The organism is Ruegeria sp. YKSD179 (assembly GCF_059612885.1).
Genome location: NZ_JBXWRL010000004.1, coordinates 40,464 through 55,803, shown reverse-complemented (window position 1 = coordinate 55,803; position 15,340 = coordinate 40,464). Strand labels below are relative to the sequence as shown.

The window sequence follows — 15,340 nt, the reverse complement described above, 5'->3', positions numbered from 1 at the left end:
AGACAGTGCAAGGGAGAGAATAATGAAGAAGACGCTGTTTCAAGCGTGCGCGGTATGTGTTGGCGCGACCACTGTACAGGCCGGCGGTCTTGATCGAAGCGGTCAGGGTGTGAACATCCTTTTTGAGGAAGGGTCAGCTGTGCAGCTTCGTCTAGGCTACACCAAACCAGACGTATCTGGATCGATGCAAGATCTGATCCCAGCCAGCCCAACATTTGGTCAAACGATCGACTCTGGCAACGTGTCCAATAGTTTTTGGTCGCCGCATTTGGCGTATAAAACTGCCCTGACCGAAGAACTGGATTTTGCTCTGATCTACGACCAGCCATTTGGCGCGGATATCGACTATTCGTCAGACTACCCCTTATCTCAGAATGTTTTGGGTTTGGTTGGAATTCCAGGAGCGACAACCGATGTCCTACGGGCAGAAGCTGATACCGACGCAATAACAGCTTTGTTAAGATACAAATTTGACGGTGGCTTCAGCGTTATCGGTGGTGTCCGAGCACAGCGCTTGAAGGCAAGTGTTTCTGTACCCATTGCCGGCGCAGGTGTTACGCCCCCCCAAGGCGGATATCGAACTGAAACCGACGCGGAAATTGATTTCGGCTACGTTCTTGGAGTTGCTTGGGAGAAACCTGAAATCGCGGCGCGGGTCGCCTTGACGTATAACTCGAAGATTACCCATGATCTGTCTCAAACTGAAGCGCGAGACGTAATTGGCCTTACTCCGCTTGGTCCTGCAGCCAGCAGGATCAGTGCGGACACTTCTTCAGAGGTCGTGACACCGCAGTCGGTAAATTTGGACTTCCAGACTGGCGTTGCTCCAAAGACTCTGCTTTTCGGCTCTATTCGGTGGGTTGACTGGCCGCAGACTGTCTATGCGCCGCCAGTTTACACAAGTCTGACCGGAATTAATTTGGTAGATTACGAAGATGCTACTTGGACCTACTCTCTGGGACTGGGTTATCAGTTTACCAATGAATTCTCGGGTGCGGTAACTCTTGGATACGAGTCGTCTCAGGGGAACTCGGTTTCGAACCTCGGTCCGACTGATGGGTTCTGGAGCATCGGTTTGGGTGGCACATACTCCATCGAAAATGCAAAAATCTCGGGTGGCGTTCGCTACACAGATATTGGAGATGCAACTGCAAACGGCACAGGCCCCGGCAACCGGGCTACTTTCGAAGGCAACAGCGCGTGGAGTGTCGGACTGCAAGTAACCTATGCCTTGAATTAATCTGAAGCCCTGAAAAGTTTGTAAGCCTCGCCGGATCGGCGGGGCTTGAATTTTGCCGCAAGAAACGGATCGCTTGATCGGTTCTAGCGTGTCAAACAAGGTTATGACCAATCAAATGTCCCTTTCGCCACGCGCGTGGTCAGAACTAGCTCTCCTAGGTTTGATTTGGGGTGCTTCGTTTCTAGCAATTCGTATTGCGTTGGACACGATCCCAGTGATGACTTCAGTGTTTCATCGGGTATTTTGGGCAACCTTGGTTTTATGGGCGTATATTGTGTTCAAGCGCCTGCCCGTCCCTCGCGACCCGCGCTTGTGGGGGGCATTTTTCGTCATGGGACTTTTAAACAATGTCTTGCCATTTTCGCTTATGTCGTGGGGACAGCTGTACGTCGAAACCGGTTTGACCTCGATCCTGAACGCTGCCACTGCGATCTTTGGCGTGTTGCTGGCTGCTTTGTTCTTTTCTGACGAGCGTTTAAGTAAATCCCGTATTTTCGGAATAAGTATTGGCTTTTTTGGTGTCTCGATCGCTGTAGGCTTGCGAAACTTTGATTCACTGAGTGCCAACAACCTAGGGCAGTTCGCTATTCTCGCCGGAACACTCTGTTATGCATTGGCCTCCGTCTGGGCACGCCTAAACCTTGGCTATCTGGAACCGCAAGTTGCGGCGGCGGGGATGTTGACAGCCTCTGCTCTGATCATGTTTCCGGTTACATTGGCCGTGGATGGAATGCCCTCGATGATTTTGCCGTGGCAAACATGGGCAGCAATTGCCTACTATTCTATAGTGGCGACGGCTGGTGCGTATCTTTTATATTATCGCCTCCTTGCGATGGCAGGCAGCGGAAACCTGATGCTTGTGACGCTTATCATCCCGCCAATAGCAATAATACTTGGCACCATTGTTCGCGATGAACGCATGCCGACAAGCGCCTATATTGGTTTCGCGGTACTGGCCGTTGGCTTGTTAATTTTGAACCGATCCGGCAGACGAGATTGACGCCATCCCCTGCCCGATTTAGCTAGGTCTAAACAACGGATGACGACACATGATTTACAACTCAGCGAGGGAATGGCGTAATGCAGCGCGAAAGAAAGTGCTGTTTTTCGGCATGTCCGGATTGGGAAAAACTTATGTTTCGAACATCCTAAGGGATGAAGGTGATTGGTTTCACTACTCGATCGACTACCGTATCGGAACCCGCTACATGGGAGAATATATAACTGACAACGCCAAGGCCGAGGCGATGAAGGTCCCGTTTCTACGGGAACTGCTTTTATCAGACTCCATTTTTATTGGATCCAACATTTCATTCAACAATCTGACCCCGGTGTCGACATATCTGGGAAAACCTGGCAATCCCGATCTTGGTGGCCTCGAAATCGACGAGTATCGTCGGCGGCAAGAACAATTCCGTCTGGCTGAAATACACGCTTTGCTGGATACTGAATACTTCATCGATCGCGCGAAGCGACTGTATCAATACCCAAATTTCATTTGCGATACCGGTGGTTCGATTTGCGAATGGGTGGACCCAAACGACCCGAATGACCAAATTTTATCCGAACTTTCGCGACACACATTGATGATTTGGATTCAGGGCGACGAGGCACACACCGCTGAGTTAATCAAACGGTTCGACAAGGCGCCAAAACCAATGTCTTATCAAGCCGAGTTCCTAGCCCGGGTTTGGGCGGAATACCTTCAGCAATACGATCTCAGAGATAATAACGTGAACCCAAATGAGTTTATTCGCTGGACCTATGCACAAGCTTTGGCTCATCGGCAGCCTAGATACGAGGCTATGGCTGCAAACTGGGGCATCACGGTTACTGCAGACGACGTGAACAAAATTCGCGATGGGAGCGACTTCGACGAGTTGATTGAACGCACCCTTGAGAACATCAACTCCTGAGCCTAAGTTTCAGATTTCGTATTGAGCACAAATAGCGTTATCTCATGCCTATAAAGATACCATCAGACTTGCCCGCTTTCGATGTCCTCACCAAAGAGGGCGTAATGGTCATGTCCGAGGATCTCGCAGCGCGACAGGATATTCGCCCACTTCGCATTGGGTTACTGAACCTTATGCCCAAAAAAATTCAAACCGAGAACCAATTCGCTCGTCTAATTGGAGCCACACCCTTGCAGATCGAATTGTCTTTGATCCGGATGACTGAACACCAAACAAAGACCACTGCAGCCGAACACATGGCGGAGTTCTATCAACCTTTTCAGGACGTAAAGAGCCAAAAGTTTGACGGCCTGATCATCACTGGCGCCCCCATAGAACACCTTGAATTTCAAGATGTGACGTATTGGAATGAACTGGGCGAAGTATTCGAATGGACGCAGTCAAATGTTCACTCGACCTTTGGCGTGTGTTGGGGCGGCATGGCGATGATTAATCATTTTCACGATGTCAAAAAACATTTGCTGAACGACAAAGCCTTTGGCTGCTTTCGGCACCGCAACCTGGACCCTGCTTCGCCGTTTTTACGAGGCTTTTCTGATGATTGTGTGATTCCAGTGAGCCGTTGGACGGAAATGAAGCAAGACGAAATCGACGCTGCCAAAGGTCTAAGAACCCTACTGGGAAGCGACGAGGTGGGTCCTTGCTTGGTTGAGGATACAGCGCATCGCGCGCTCTATATTTTCAACCATTTTGAATATGACAGCGATACGCTCAAGCAAGAATATGACCGGGACATCGCCAACGGTACGCCAATAAACGTTCCGATTAACTATTATCCGAATGACGACACGCACCAGACTCCACAAAATCGGTGGCGAAGTCACGCACACTTGTTGTACGGTAATTGGATCAACGAAATATACCAGTCCACACCTTTTGATTTGGAAAAGATTGGTCGCTAAGTTTCTGATAACCTTGTGCCTTGCCCTTTCGTTAGTGGCTGGGGCTGTTGTTTGGCGATCTGCCTCACGCGAAGCGATTGCCGAAGCAACCTATCCACCGGAAGGGCAAATTCTGGACGTTGATGGAATTGCGATCCACGCCGTCGTCTCAGGTAAAGGTCCTGATGTCGTGTTGATCCACGGTTCCAGTGGAAACACCCGTGACATGACGTTTGCGCTTGCGCCGATACTGGCCGGTTCTTATCGAGTAATTGTTTTTGATCGTCCCGGATTGGGGTACTCTGAAAGCTTTAATCCCGACGGGGAAACCATTGTTGAACAAGCGAAAATCCTTCAAAAGGCTGCGGAATTACTTGGGGCAGAGAAGCCAATAGTCGCGGGGCAAAGTTATGGTGGATCAGTGGCCTTGGCGTGGGCGGTCACACGTCCCAACAATCTCTCCGGGCTTGTATTGATAGCGCCAGCGGCCATTCCGTGGGAGACGCCGCTGGATGCTTTCAACACTATCGGAGCGACGGCTGCAGGTCGCACATTAGTCCTCCCGCTGATTACAGCTTTCGTGCCTGATTGGTATGTGGCTCAGGCATTGGACAAGGTTTTTGCCCCTCAAATTGCACCAGATGGTTATGCAGATCATTTCGGCCCGGGTCTAACTTCGCGACGTGCGTCTATGCACGCAAATGCCAAACAACGCGCAAACTTGCTGGCTGAGGTGACAGAACTTCAACCCCGCTACAAAGAGATCAATGTGCCAACTGAAATTGTCCACGGCACTGCGGACGCTACTGTTGGGCTAGGCTGGCATTCCGACCGCCTGATCGAACAGATACCCGGGGCAGAGTTAATTGAATTAGAGGGAATTGGTCACATGCCTCAAGTCGTTGCAGCCCCTGAAGTTGCAGCGGCTATAGATAGAGCGGCAGACCGGGCAGGTTTGCGTTAGAACGCTCCCTAATCCATAGTGGAGTATGGATATTATTGCGAGGTGGCCCATGACCCGTGCCAAAAAAGGCGCTATCGAAAAGTACTTTCGCGACGACGCCCCAAAAGACATTCGGAAAGCCATTGAAGCGTCGAAGAAAGGCGAAATCGTTAACCCCACCTACCCCTACGAAGACAAAATGAAGACCAAGGATTACGATCAGCAGATGGAGGCACTGCAGATCGAGTTGGTCAAAATGCAGTCGTGGGTCAAAGAAACCGAACAACGTGTCGCAATAATATTTGAAGGTCGCGATGCAGCAGGGAAAGGCGGAACAATCAAAAGGTTCCGGGAAAATCTCAACCCACGAGGGGCGCGAAACGTGGCGCTCGGAAAACCTTCGGATGCCGAACGTACTCAATGGTACTTTCAACGGTATATTCCCCATCTGCCCTCAGGCGGGGAAATCGTGTTTTTTGATCGCAGCTGGTACAATCGCGGGGTTGTAGAAAACGTCTTCGGCTTCTGTACTTCACAGCAACGAGAACGGTTTTTTCGGCAGGTTTTGCCTTTGGAAACTGGGTTAATAACAGACGGTATTGTTCTATTTAAGTTTTGGCTAAACGTCGGCCGGGCCGAGCAGTTAAACCGTTTTTTAGCGCGCGAAACCGACCCTTTAAAGCAATGGAAACTGAGCCCAATTGACATTGAAGGTTTAAGCAAGTGGGAGGAATATACCGAATCGATATCGGAAACCCTGACTCGAAGTCACAGTAAATTCTGCCCGTGGACCATTGTACGTTCCGACGACAAAAAGCGTGCCAGACTTGCAGCTATCCGCACGGTTTTGCAGGCGCTGGACTACGATGAAAAAGATCCTGCCGTCGTTGGCTCTCCGGACCCCAAAATCTGTGGTGGACCGGAGATTTGGGAAGCATGAAACACCTAATGTGCGCAGATAAACTTCCAATCCTTGCCCCAACCTGCCCGCAGATTGCCTATTGTTTCTAAAAAGTGGCTTTTTGAACTTTCGCGAATTCGACAGACACTTGAACAAGTCATTGAAGCTTTTCGGAGCCTAATCGATCTTTTTTTGACCTAGTAAGCGGTTGTCATTGTTTATTCAGATTGCCGCTTTGATTACAGCGATTTGCATTTCCATACTCAGTTGCGAACGTTCCAAGTAGCATCGATTCAAGGGAATAATTGATTGAATTCTGCCTGCCAATATGATTGCTCGCTGATTAGCTAAATCCGATTACGTTTTGTTTTCATAAATAAATCTTTGATCATTGCGATTTGCACTTTGCCCCTAATCCAAGTGCCGTTCTGGTATCACACAGCGAAAAACCTTCGCATAGCCGCCAGGTTGGTCCTGAACGCTCTTAGTCAGCGATTATTGCCGTTTACATAATCGTTGATCATACTGGCTTTTGGCGTTGCGTTGTAGATTGGCCACTAAATCTTTCATAAAATTCAATTTCTTTGGGGATTTCACAAAGTTCATTATTCAGCTGAAGTCTTAGTGCCTTTAACAGCGGCGCGTCGACTGCCCACTCTCGGTTGGACGAAGCGGTCTTGATACTCTATTCGTTTTCCTCTGATTATAATAAATGAAAACTCGCCTGAGGCAGGGATGACGAAACGCGGCTATCACCACGGAAACCTCAAACAGGCTTTGATCGAGGCTGCTCTCTCTCTGATTGAGGAAAAAGGACCGACCGGGTTCACCTTATCTGAGGCTGCGAAGACTGCCGGCGTGACCCCTGCTGCGGTTTATCGGCATTTCCACGGGCGAGAAGATTTGATTGCCGAGGCTGCACGACAAGGCTTCGAGATGTTCGCGGACCTTATGCAGTTTGCTTATGACAAGGGTCAGCCATCGGCTTTAGCAGCTTTTGAGGCAACCGGACGCGCCTATCTGGCGTTCGCTCGAAAGCATCCAGGACACTATATCGCGATGTTCGAAAGCGGCATATCACTGAACCGTACGCCGGAATTGGCTTTGGCCGCCAACCGAGCAAAGAGCGTATTAGAAAAAGCCGCCGAGGATCTATCGCAGCATATCCCGCCGGAAAAGCGCCCCCCCGCCTCTATGTTTAGCGCACACATTTGGGCGATGAGCCACGGAGTGGTTGAACTTTACGCCCGAAACACAGGAGCAACATCGCCCTTTCCCCCAGAAGATTTGCTGGAATCTGGAATTGGTATTTATCTTCGGGGATTGGGTCTGGTCGCCCCTGATGACTAAAAATCTCAGAATGCCCGGCTGGGTTTTGGTGTTGATAGACGAGACGTGACATTAATCAAATCCATCTGCCCCATACCTTTTATATTTACAGGGCCCAAATCTGTTATTTGAAACTCATCAATCAATGCGTATTTCATTTCTGCGGGCGCAACGATGTTCATCGGGTTTGCGAATACTTGCAATCTGGAAGCTATGTTCACTGCAGGGCCAAAAACGTCATAAACGTATTTCTGAATTCCTACGACCGAGCCTACGGCGGCGCCCATACCCAACCCGATACGGGCCTGCCACTTGTGCGGATGGCTTTCATTTCGCCGTTCTAAGTACCGCAGAAATCTGACCGCACAGTGGGCGACTGCCGTGGCGTGATCTGGTGTTTCATCAGGCATTCCCGACACTGCCAGATAGGCGTCGCCGATGGTCTTTATCCTTTCGCAGCCGAACTGCTCAACGATACGGTCGAATGCAGTGAATATATCGTTCAATTCGCTTAGCGTGACAGTGGGATCGGTTTTGGCAGCAAAATCCGTGAACCCAACGAAGTCCAGCATTACGACCGAAACCTGATCGAACAACTGTGGCGTAACTACGCCAAATGTCTTGAACTCTTCGTAAACGGCGCGGGGCATCAAATTCAGCAGAAGGCGCTCAACCCTTTCCTTTTCACGCTCCAGTTCACGAGTATTGCGCTCGACCATAGTTGAATAGCTGTCAATCATGCTCTCCAACTCACGTATCCTCGTGATATTTTGACATTCTACGACAAGCACTTGTTCTTCCAGACCGTTTGCCAATGAGACCGCGGTTGCAAAAATCAACGTTCGGCGTCGCGGTTTGATCTGCAACTCGACAGAGTAACGAAGCCCGGATTGTTTGACATCGTCCAATTCCTTGGGGTCAAGACCCGGTAGCACGTCCAGCAGAGACTGGCCTGGTTCCGGCGAGCCAAACCACTCTGCAAAGGGGCCATTGTGAAAAACAAAACTTAGGTCCGAGGCGCGAACAACAGCGACGCCCACTCCAATAGCTCGCAGCAACTGCTCATTTATGGCTAGTATACTCATGCGGCGTTCCGCGTAACGATGATGGAGCGCTTTTCCTCAATTGCGTCTATGGCAAGATTAACATCCTCTTCGGCCATACCATGCATTTCTAGGGCTTCTCTGAACAACGCAGACATTTCGTCGAAATGCGCGTGCGAGATATTGAGATGTCGGTGTACCGCCTCGATCCGGTCATCGCTGAACGACGCTGGTCCTCCTACCAGCGAAGATACAAACTTCGTTTGGTGGTCGATTAGTCTTGGCAAATCAATATTTTCGAAATGAAACCCAATCTCTTCGGAGTCCAGGGCCATTTCGTAGAAAGTTATCACTATACGGCTTATGGCTTTGAACCCGCCGTATTTTTCATAGATCGACTGACTCACAACGCTAACCGGTTCACAAGTTTCAATAACAACTTGAGGTTATATCAACTTGACAGTTTTGTTAACGGTTTTACGAACACTAGGCCTTTGCTGTTGCAGGCGACCGCAGACAAGCGTCGAAACACTGAACGAATTTACCGTTGTCGACCGTTCTAAAACACGTCAGTAGCTCTTAACGATTGAAATGTATGGCTTTGCCTTCTTGAAGTGCTTCTTGCGCGGCAATTCCCATTTGAACTGCCCAGATACCATCGTTCAAAGTAACATCCGGAACGGTCCGGTGCCCGCGCACCAACTCAAGAAAGCCCTGATGCTGAAAATAAGTTGAGCCATTGTGATCCCCCGCAGCCAAGAGGCGCGGATCCACAGGTATATCCTTGGAAATTGGTCCCTTTGGCTTTCGCGGGCTGACGACAAGTTTTGGAACTGGCGGCACACCAAGATGATCGGGCCAAAATCTAGCCGGACCGGGAACCAACGCCTCAATCTTTCCTTGGGCGCTTACAGCGGCGATTTCCTCTTGGTATTCAGATCCTTCCGCGAACATGCATAATTCAAGCATAGCGCGGGCACCCGAGGAAAAATCGACGATTACGTAACCGTGGTCTAAAATATCGGGCGTTTCACCGTCATACTCTTCATCTAAATGATTAACTGCCTGCCCTCCGCTGGCATAAATTCGAACGGGGTCAGAATTTAGAATTAGCCGCATGAGGTCGAAGAAATGGCAACATTTTTCGACAAATGTACCCCCCGTATTGCGGTTGAATCGGTTCCAGTTGGCGATTTTGTCCAAAAACGGAAAGCGGTGTTCTCGGATCGATAGCATTTTGATCCCGCCCAAAGCATCCTTGGCTTCGGCGATTAGGGCTGAAATGGGCGGCATGTACCGATACTCCATCGCTACCCAAATCGGATGCGGATATGTTTTTTCGATCTCCAGCAATCGATCAGCGTCCGCAGGGTTTGTGAACAAAGGTTTCTCAACCAGCAACGGTAAAGGGCGGACTTTGGCGATTTCAACAATCTGGTGAACGTGCAAGTGGTTTGGGCTTGCTATCACAAGGCAATCCAAATCCTCTACTGACAACAAATCGGTTATCGATGCCACCAACCTTGAGCCCGGCGAAATCCGCCGCGCAATATCAGCCATGTCAGTGTCAGGCTCATATATGGCCGACACGCGCGTACCCTCAAGCAATGCTATATTGTGTAGGTGCTCTTGCCCCATCATTCCGCATCCGATCAGCCCGTAATTTATGGTCCGGGTCATGCGATATCCCTCATTCTATTTACTTAAGACGTTGCACGTATGCTGCTCGATCTGGGTCAAACCAAGTTTTTGAGAACTCGACAGGTTCGGCCTTTTCAGACCAACTGAACCGTTCGATGTAACCCACAATGTGTCCAGCAGGCTTTGTGAATTCGGCTGGCGTCCAATCAGGCAGCGATCCAATCGTCACTCGATCCTCAGCCCGGGCAATCCAGAACCCAAGTTGGTGTTGATAGTAACGGTAGAGCGAGTCTGACAGCAGCTGCTCATCAATGAGTCCAACTGATTCGTCCAGCCAGATCTCCTCGAGAGCAATAATTGTGTCATTGAGATAGCGAATCCTGCGTACTCGTGAGCCACGGTCCGATTCCCCGAAATCTCCTAGATCGGCAGGCTTTACAAGATGATCGACGGAAAGAATATCGGCACTTGGCAACCCTCCGCCCTCGGGCAGCTCCAAGCGGAACATCGCGTAGACGCTGTTATGTGTTCCGGTCTCGCATACATAGTTTCCGGAGCCCTGAATACGCTCCAACATGCCTTTTTTTTCAAGCTCGGCCAGCGATTTTCGCAATGTACCTACCGATACATTCATATCCGCAGCCATATCGCGTTCCGGCGGTAGACGCTCTCCTTTTATCAAACGCCCAGCAGTTATATCCCTGATCAGCAGTTCTGCGATCTGGATATAAATCGGAAGGGCATTCGGATTTCTGTCAGCTTGTGTCACGAGGGGCGCTTCACTCGGTCGCAGGAAAAATTGATACACTATTGATCTACATCAAAGTGATTGCTACGCAAGAGTAAATGCAAAAAACATCTCGGAGCCCAACCAAATGACAATCGTCCCAATCACATCCCCTGATCTGGATGCGGCTGAGGTATCATGGTTTGCTGCGCTATGTTCAGATGACTATCAATTTCTCGGCGTACCCGACGGTAATTTGCGGTCAAGTTGGGAACATTGCTCGAGCATTGTGAAAGAGGCAGAAGCTCAAGGCTTCCGAAATATTCTGTGCCCGTCATCCTATCAAGTCGGCCAAGACACGTTGAGTTTTGTTGCGGGCTGCGCGCCCATAACTGATCGGATCAACCTTTTAGCGGCTGTACGTTGTGGTGAGATGCAGCCGATAATGCTTGCGCGAACGGTTGCAACACTTGATCACATGCTCAAAGGACGATTGACCGTCAACATTATCTCCTCTGACTTTCCGGGCGAAAAGGCTGAAAGCGCCTATCGCTATCAGCGGTCACGCGAGGTAGTCGAAATACTTAAGCAGGCCTGGACGCGAGACGAGATCAATCATCAGGGCGAGGTTTATAATTTTTCCGGACTGACCACTGATCCAGCACGCCCCTACCAAATCGATGGGCCACTGCTGTACTTTGGCGGCTATTCGCCTCCTGCTTTGCAGTTGTGCGGTGAACATTGCGATGTGTACCTGATGTGGCCAGAGACCAAAGATCAATTGGCTGAGCGGATGAAAGCGGTTCATGCCGTGGCCGATGAGTGCGGTCGCACACTGGATTACGGCCTGCGTGTTCACATGATTGTTCGCGATTCAGAAGCAGAGGCTCAGGAATACGCCGAATTTATCGTGTCGAAACTTGACGACGAATATGGCCGCGCCATTCGTGAGCGGGCATTGGATGCGACTTCGCTGGGCGTCTCACATCAATCCAAAAACCGTGATCTGGCGGACCAATATGGCTATATTGAACCTGGCCTGTGGACTGGCGTTGGCCGGGCACGCTCAGGCTGCGGTGCTGCTCTGGTAGGATCCACCGATCAGGTGATGACAAAGATCGAGGAATACCAAAAGATGGGGATCCGCGCCTTTATCTTTTCGGGGTATCCTCATTTGGATGAGGCGCGGCATTTTGGCACCCGCGTTATGCCAAACCTCAAAACCTGCTCTCTTCCAGAAGCTTATGGAAGAGTTCCTACTGAAACCCCTGCTACCCCGTTAGGCAATGGAGTCCGTCGCTAATGCAACGCGTTAAATTATCCGAAACGCTTGAGATGAGCCGTCTTGTCTACGGCATGTGGCGGCTGGGTGATGATAATGACACCTCTGCCTCTCACGTCGAAGCCAAGATTCAGTCCTGTCTGGATCAAGGCATCACGACTTTCGACCAAGCGGATATTTATGGCGATTATGGTGCCGAGGCCGTTTTGGGGAACGCTTTACGCGCCAACCCTCGCCTACGTCAGCAAATGGAGATTGTGACCAAGTGCGATATCGTTGCTCCGTGCGGGCGGTATTCAGATGTCAAAGTCAAATACTATGACACGTCAAGGCAGCATATTCTGAAGTCGGTGGATAATTCTCTTTCGGAAATGGCCACCGACCATATCGATCTTCTTTTGATTCATCGCCCCGACCCCTTTATGGACCACAACGAAACCGGGGCGGCTTTGGACGAAGTTGTGAACAGTGGCAAGGTCGGCGCAGTTGGTGTGTCGAATTTTCGGCCTTGGGATTGGAACCTATTGCAATCCGCAATGAAATCGCAACTGGTCACAAACCAGATCGAGATTTCTTTGGGCGAAATCGCTCCGTTCACCAATGGGGATTTGGCATTTCATCAACAAAATAGCCATCCTGTCATGGCTTGGTCGCCGCTGGGTGGAGGCATGCTAATGTCCGGCAACCCGCCGGTCGGGGTCGTTGCCGACGAGATTGCGAAAGAGTTCGACGTAGACCGCGCTGCTGTAGCGGTTGCGTTTTTGCTTGCCCATCCTGCAAAGATACTGCCGGTTCTCGGCACCAACAATCTGGATCGGATAAAGCGCATATCTGACGCGCTTAAGGTCGATCTGGATCGGGAAACCTGGTTCCGCCTGTATGAGGCGGCGCTGGGCCATGAGGTACCATGATGAACGCAATCACCCCGAACATGGCGCACACTTTTGTTCCCCGGAAGGATGATACCCGAACCCTACGGGACGCATTTGGTCGATTTGCAACCGGAGTAACCGTTGTCACCTGCGACAGCGATGACGGGCCGATTTGCATCACGGCCAATAGCTTTTCCTCACTATCATTGGACCCGGCTTTAATCATGTGGGCGGGAGACAGAAACTCACGAAGGTTTCGGTATTTTCGTAAAGCGCAACACTTCAGCGTTCACGTTTTATCGTCGAAACAGGCAGAGCTGTGCTATGGCTGCTCTAAAGATGCGTTTGCATTGAAAGCGATTGAACACAATCGCTGTGAAAATGGCACACCTTTACTGACAGGTTGTCTGGCAAGATTCGAATGCGAACGGCATGCGTATCACGACGCGGGTGACCACGTTATTGTAATAGGGAAGGTTCTTAGGGCCAGCATGGCGGACGGAAACGCCCTGACCTTCTACGCCGGGAAACTCGGCCAATTCGCGCACCAATAAGCGCGGTAAGTGTTGCGGGGTTTAACCTGTGACCAAATAAGGGAGGATCCGCATGAGCGGATTAACATCGGTCCTTGCACCGATCGCGTATGTAAATGAAACCGCGCTGCGATTGGGCCGTGCGGTTGGGGTCGTTGCGATGGCCGTTATGGTCATAGCAATTCTGATTCAGGTGTTTTTTCGATACGTTCTAGGTAACGCCCTGCCCTGGCCGGATGAAGCTGCGCGATTTTGCATGCTGTGGATGACAGGTCTGATGGCGCCAACTGCGTTCCGTCGTGGCGGATTTGTAGCGATCGACATGGTTCCGCAAATGCTGCCTCGAGTTTTCGGACAATTGCTGAACATCTTCTTGCTTGTCGTTTCCCTGGTAGTCTTGCTGGTTGCCGTAAATATAGGATGGTCCGAAGTCACCGGTTTTGGTGGCAAATTCGCGACCGCAGCACTGTATCTTCCGACGTCAATTGGATTTGACGAATGGTACCGAATTCCACGCAGCTGGATGATGGCCTCACTGTTGGTTGGTGTTATCCTTCTGATCGCAGTCAACATTGAACTTATCCTGCGGGCGGTAATCACACTGTTGGGTGGCGGTGACATGTTGCCTGAAATCGCCGACGCCCCAGTAGGAGCTGAATAAATGCTTATCTGGTTCCTTCCGACATTCTTGGTCTTTTTGATGATCGGTCTGCCGGTCTTTTTTGCCCTTCTGGCTGCGCCGGGAATTTTGTTGTGGTTAAACGGCCAAACCAACGACATCACGCTGCTGTATCGAAATGTTTACAACGGTATGGACAGCTTCCCCCTTATGGCGATCCCTTTCTTTATGCTCGCCGGAGAGCTTATGAATCGAGGTGGGATCACCATACGCCTCGTTGAATTCAGTCAAGCACTGATGGGGCATCTACGTGGTGGACTGGCGCATGTAAACGTTCTCAGTTCCATTCTTTTTGCAGGTCTTTCTGGGTCGGCCGTCGCAGATACCTCGGCGCTGGGATCAATGCTGATTCCCGCTATGGAAAAACAGGGGTATACCCGCCGTTTTGCTGCTGCAATTACAGCGGCCAGCTCAGTAATCGGACCGATTATTCCGCCTTCGGGCATCATGATCATCTACGCGTATGTCATGGGCGAAAGTGTTGCCGCCCTTTTCTTAGCAGGAATCGTACCTGGCGTAATGGTGGGTGTCGGTTTGATGCTGATGATCAAGGTAATGGCCGACCGTTATGACTTCCCAGTTGCAAGCCGCAAATACACATGGGGCGAGCGTCGTCAGGCAAGCCTTAAAGCGTTTTTCCCTTTGTTGACTCCAGTAATCATTCTTGGCGGTATCTTGGGCGGCATATTTACCCCGACGGAGGCCGCCGCTGTTGCCGTTGGTTATGCATTTTTGATCGGTTTTTTCGTTTTACGCACCCTGACGCTCAAAGAAGTCCCCGAAATCCTTAGCAATGCGGGTCTGACTTCCGCTGTTGTATTGTTGCTTGTTGGTGCGGCGATGGCTTTCAAAACCGTAGTGAGCCTAAGCCATGCACCAGAACAATTGGCCCAGCTTATCCTCAGCCTGTCGGAAAACCCGCTTATTCTGCTGTTCCTGATCAACCTATTGTTGTTCATCGTGGGTATGTTTTTGGACGCTGGTCCAGCGATTATTATTCTCGGCCCGATCTTGGCACCAATTTTTACCAGTCTCGGTGTAGACCCTATCCACTTTGCCATTATCATGAGCGTTAACTTGACCGTCGGTCTGGCTACGCCACCCATGGGTTTAGTCCTTTTCGTCGCTGCCGCTGTTTCGCGCGAAAAAGTCGAAACCATCGCAAAGGCCATTCTGCCGTTTCTGGCTGTTGAAATCATAGTGATCTTTTTGATTACTTATGTTCCGGCAATCTCAATGACGATCCCGAGAATAACGGGATTTGCTAACTAACTGAGTATCACAGGGAGGAAA

Annotated in this window: 16 protein-coding genes; 12 read left to right on the top strand and 4 right to left on the bottom strand. The window is 50.4% G+C overall.

The annotated features are described in order from the left end of the window. The first annotated feature begins 22 nt into the window (after positions 1–22). The 7 genes from AC2FNE_RS03375 to AC2FNE_RS03345 all read left to right on the top strand — a co-directional run bounded on the left by AC2FNE_RS03375 (position 23) and on the right by AC2FNE_RS03345 (position 7,291). Positions 23–1,240, top strand: a complete 1,218-nt coding sequence (locus AC2FNE_RS03375) for an OmpP1/FadL family transporter (RefSeq protein WP_170606709.1) — start codon at positions 23–25, stop codon at positions 1,238–1,240. A 115-nt stretch (positions 1,241–1,355) separates the two neighbouring features. Continuing rightward, positions 1,356–2,240 (top strand): DMT family transporter, encoded by an 885-nt coding sequence (locus tag AC2FNE_RS03370; RefSeq protein ID WP_496804788.1) that lies wholly within the window; start codon positions 1,356–1,358, stop codon positions 2,238–2,240. Between the two features lie 49 nt (positions 2,241–2,289). Further along, positions 2,290–3,156: an ATPase gene (locus tag AC2FNE_RS03365; RefSeq protein ID WP_496804787.1), complete on the top strand. Its 867-nt coding sequence runs from the start codon at positions 2,290–2,292 to the stop codon at positions 3,154–3,156. 44 nt (positions 3,157–3,200) lie between these two features. Continuing rightward, positions 3,201–4,118, top strand: a complete 918-nt coding sequence (metA, locus tag AC2FNE_RS03360; RefSeq protein WP_170606705.1) for a homoserine O-acetyltransferase MetA — start codon at positions 3,201–3,203, stop codon at positions 4,116–4,118. Beyond that, complete coding sequence (locus AC2FNE_RS03355) at positions 4,108–5,061, top strand: alpha/beta fold hydrolase (RefSeq protein ID WP_496804786.1); 954 nt, start codon at positions 4,108–4,110, stop codon at positions 5,059–5,061. The genes metA and AC2FNE_RS03355 overlap by 11 nt, the downstream gene beginning before the upstream one ends. 49 nt (positions 5,062–5,110) lie before the next feature. After that, positions 5,111–5,980, top strand: coding sequence for a polyphosphate kinase 2 (gene ppk2 / locus AC2FNE_RS03350; RefSeq protein ID WP_170480226.1), 870 nt, complete (start codon positions 5,111–5,113; stop codon positions 5,978–5,980). A gap of 696 nt (positions 5,981–6,676) precedes the next feature. Then, positions 6,677–7,291: a TetR/AcrR family transcriptional regulator gene (locus AC2FNE_RS03345; protein ID WP_170606703.1), complete on the top strand. Its 615-nt coding sequence runs from the start codon at positions 6,677–6,679 to the stop codon at positions 7,289–7,291. A gap of 5 nt (positions 7,292–7,296) precedes the next feature. Here AC2FNE_RS03345 and AC2FNE_RS03340 read toward each other — a convergent pair whose 3' ends face one another. The 4 genes from AC2FNE_RS03340 to AC2FNE_RS03325 all read right to left on the bottom strand — a co-directional run bounded on the left by AC2FNE_RS03340 (position 7,297) and on the right by AC2FNE_RS03325 (position 10,723). Beyond that, complete coding sequence (locus tag AC2FNE_RS03340) at positions 7,297–8,355, bottom strand: adenylate/guanylate cyclase domain-containing protein (protein WP_170480222.1); 1,059 nt, start codon at positions 8,353–8,355, stop codon at positions 7,297–7,299. Further along, entirely contained in the window at positions 8,352–8,720 is a 369-nt protein-coding gene (locus tag AC2FNE_RS03335) for a group I truncated hemoglobin (RefSeq protein ID WP_170480220.1), read from the bottom strand. Before AC2FNE_RS03335 ends, AC2FNE_RS03340 begins: the two co-directional genes overlap by 4 nt. A 172-nt stretch (positions 8,721–8,892) precedes the next feature. Next, a complete protein-coding gene (locus AC2FNE_RS03330) occupies positions 8,893–9,993 on the bottom strand; it encodes a Gfo/Idh/MocA family protein (RefSeq protein WP_170480218.1) in 1,101 nt (366 codons plus the stop codon). A gap of 19 nt (positions 9,994–10,012) precedes the next feature. Further along, the gene (locus AC2FNE_RS03325; RefSeq protein ID WP_170606702.1) at positions 10,013–10,723 is read right to left on the bottom strand and encodes a GntR family transcriptional regulator; all 711 of its coding nucleotides are present in this window, start codon (positions 10,721–10,723) and stop codon (positions 10,013–10,015) included. Positions 10,724–10,829: 106 nt separating this feature from the next. Here AC2FNE_RS03325 and AC2FNE_RS03320 point away from each other — a divergent pair, with 106 nt between their 5' ends. From AC2FNE_RS03320 to AC2FNE_RS03300, 5 genes are read left to right on the top strand one after another with little or no spacing between them, the layout of a single operon-like run. Further along, positions 10,830–11,984, top strand: coding sequence for an LLM class flavin-dependent oxidoreductase (locus AC2FNE_RS03320; protein WP_170606700.1), 1,155 nt, complete (start codon positions 10,830–10,832; stop codon positions 11,982–11,984). Continuing rightward, positions 11,984–12,874: an aldo/keto reductase gene (locus AC2FNE_RS03315; RefSeq protein ID WP_170606698.1), complete on the top strand. Its 891-nt coding sequence runs from the start codon at positions 11,984–11,986 to the stop codon at positions 12,872–12,874. The genes AC2FNE_RS03320 and AC2FNE_RS03315 overlap by 1 nt, the downstream gene beginning before the upstream one ends. Then, entirely contained in the window at positions 12,871–13,389 is a 519-nt protein-coding gene (locus AC2FNE_RS03310; RefSeq protein WP_496804785.1) for a flavin reductase family protein, read from the top strand. Before AC2FNE_RS03315 ends, AC2FNE_RS03310 begins: the two co-directional genes overlap by 4 nt. A 52-nt stretch (positions 13,390–13,441) precedes the next feature. After that, complete coding sequence (locus AC2FNE_RS03305; RefSeq protein WP_170606694.1) at positions 13,442–14,029, top strand: TRAP transporter small permease; 588 nt, start codon at positions 13,442–13,444, stop codon at positions 14,027–14,029. Next, positions 14,030–15,319: a TRAP transporter large permease gene (locus AC2FNE_RS03300; protein ID WP_170606692.1), complete on the top strand. Its 1,290-nt coding sequence runs from the start codon at positions 14,030–14,032 to the stop codon at positions 15,317–15,319. The last annotated feature ends 21 nt before the right edge of the window (positions 15,320–15,340 follow it).

Excerpts from the sequence above, each read along its gene's own strand:
- AC2FNE_RS03315 (WP_170606698.1), top strand. The coding sequence starts at position 11,984 with ATGCAACGCGTTAAATTATCCGAAACGCTTGAGATGAGCCGTCTTGTC.
- metA (WP_170606705.1), top strand. The coding sequence starts at position 3,201 with ATGCCTATAAAGATACCATCAGACTTGCCCGCTTTCGATGTCCTCACC.
- AC2FNE_RS03300 (WP_170606692.1), top strand. The coding sequence starts at position 14,030 with ATGCTTATCTGGTTCCTTCCGACATTCTTGGTCTTTTTGATGATCGGT.
- ppk2 (WP_170480226.1), top strand. The coding sequence starts at position 5,111 with ATGACCCGTGCCAAAAAAGGCGCTATCGAAAAGTACTTTCGCGACGAC.
- AC2FNE_RS03345 (WP_170606703.1), top strand. The coding sequence starts at position 6,677 with ATGACGAAACGCGGCTATCACCACGGAAACCTCAAACAGGCTTTGATC.
- AC2FNE_RS03365 (WP_496804787.1), top strand. The coding sequence starts at position 2,290 with ATGATTTACAACTCAGCGAGGGAATGGCGTAATGCAGCGCGAAAGAAA.
- AC2FNE_RS03370 (WP_496804788.1), top strand. The coding sequence starts at position 1,356 with ATGTCCCTTTCGCCACGCGCGTGGTCAGAACTAGCTCTCCTAGGTTTG.
- AC2FNE_RS03375 (WP_170606709.1), top strand. The coding sequence starts at position 23 with ATGAAGAAGACGCTGTTTCAAGCGTGCGCGGTATGTGTTGGCGCGACC.
- AC2FNE_RS03320 (WP_170606700.1), top strand. The coding sequence starts at position 10,830 with ATGACAATCGTCCCAATCACATCCCCTGATCTGGATGCGGCTGAGGTA.
- AC2FNE_RS03330 (WP_170480218.1), bottom strand. The coding sequence starts at position 9,993 with ATGACCCGGACCATAAATTACGGGCTGATCGGATGCGGAATGATGGGG.
- AC2FNE_RS03340 (WP_170480222.1), bottom strand. The coding sequence starts at position 8,355 with ATGAGTATACTAGCCATAAATGAGCAGTTGCTGCGAGCTATTGGAGTG.
- AC2FNE_RS03305 (WP_170606694.1), top strand. The coding sequence starts at position 13,442 with ATGAGCGGATTAACATCGGTCCTTGCACCGATCGCGTATGTAAATGAA.
- AC2FNE_RS03310 (WP_496804785.1), top strand. The coding sequence starts at position 12,871 with ATGATGAACGCAATCACCCCGAACATGGCGCACACTTTTGTTCCCCGG.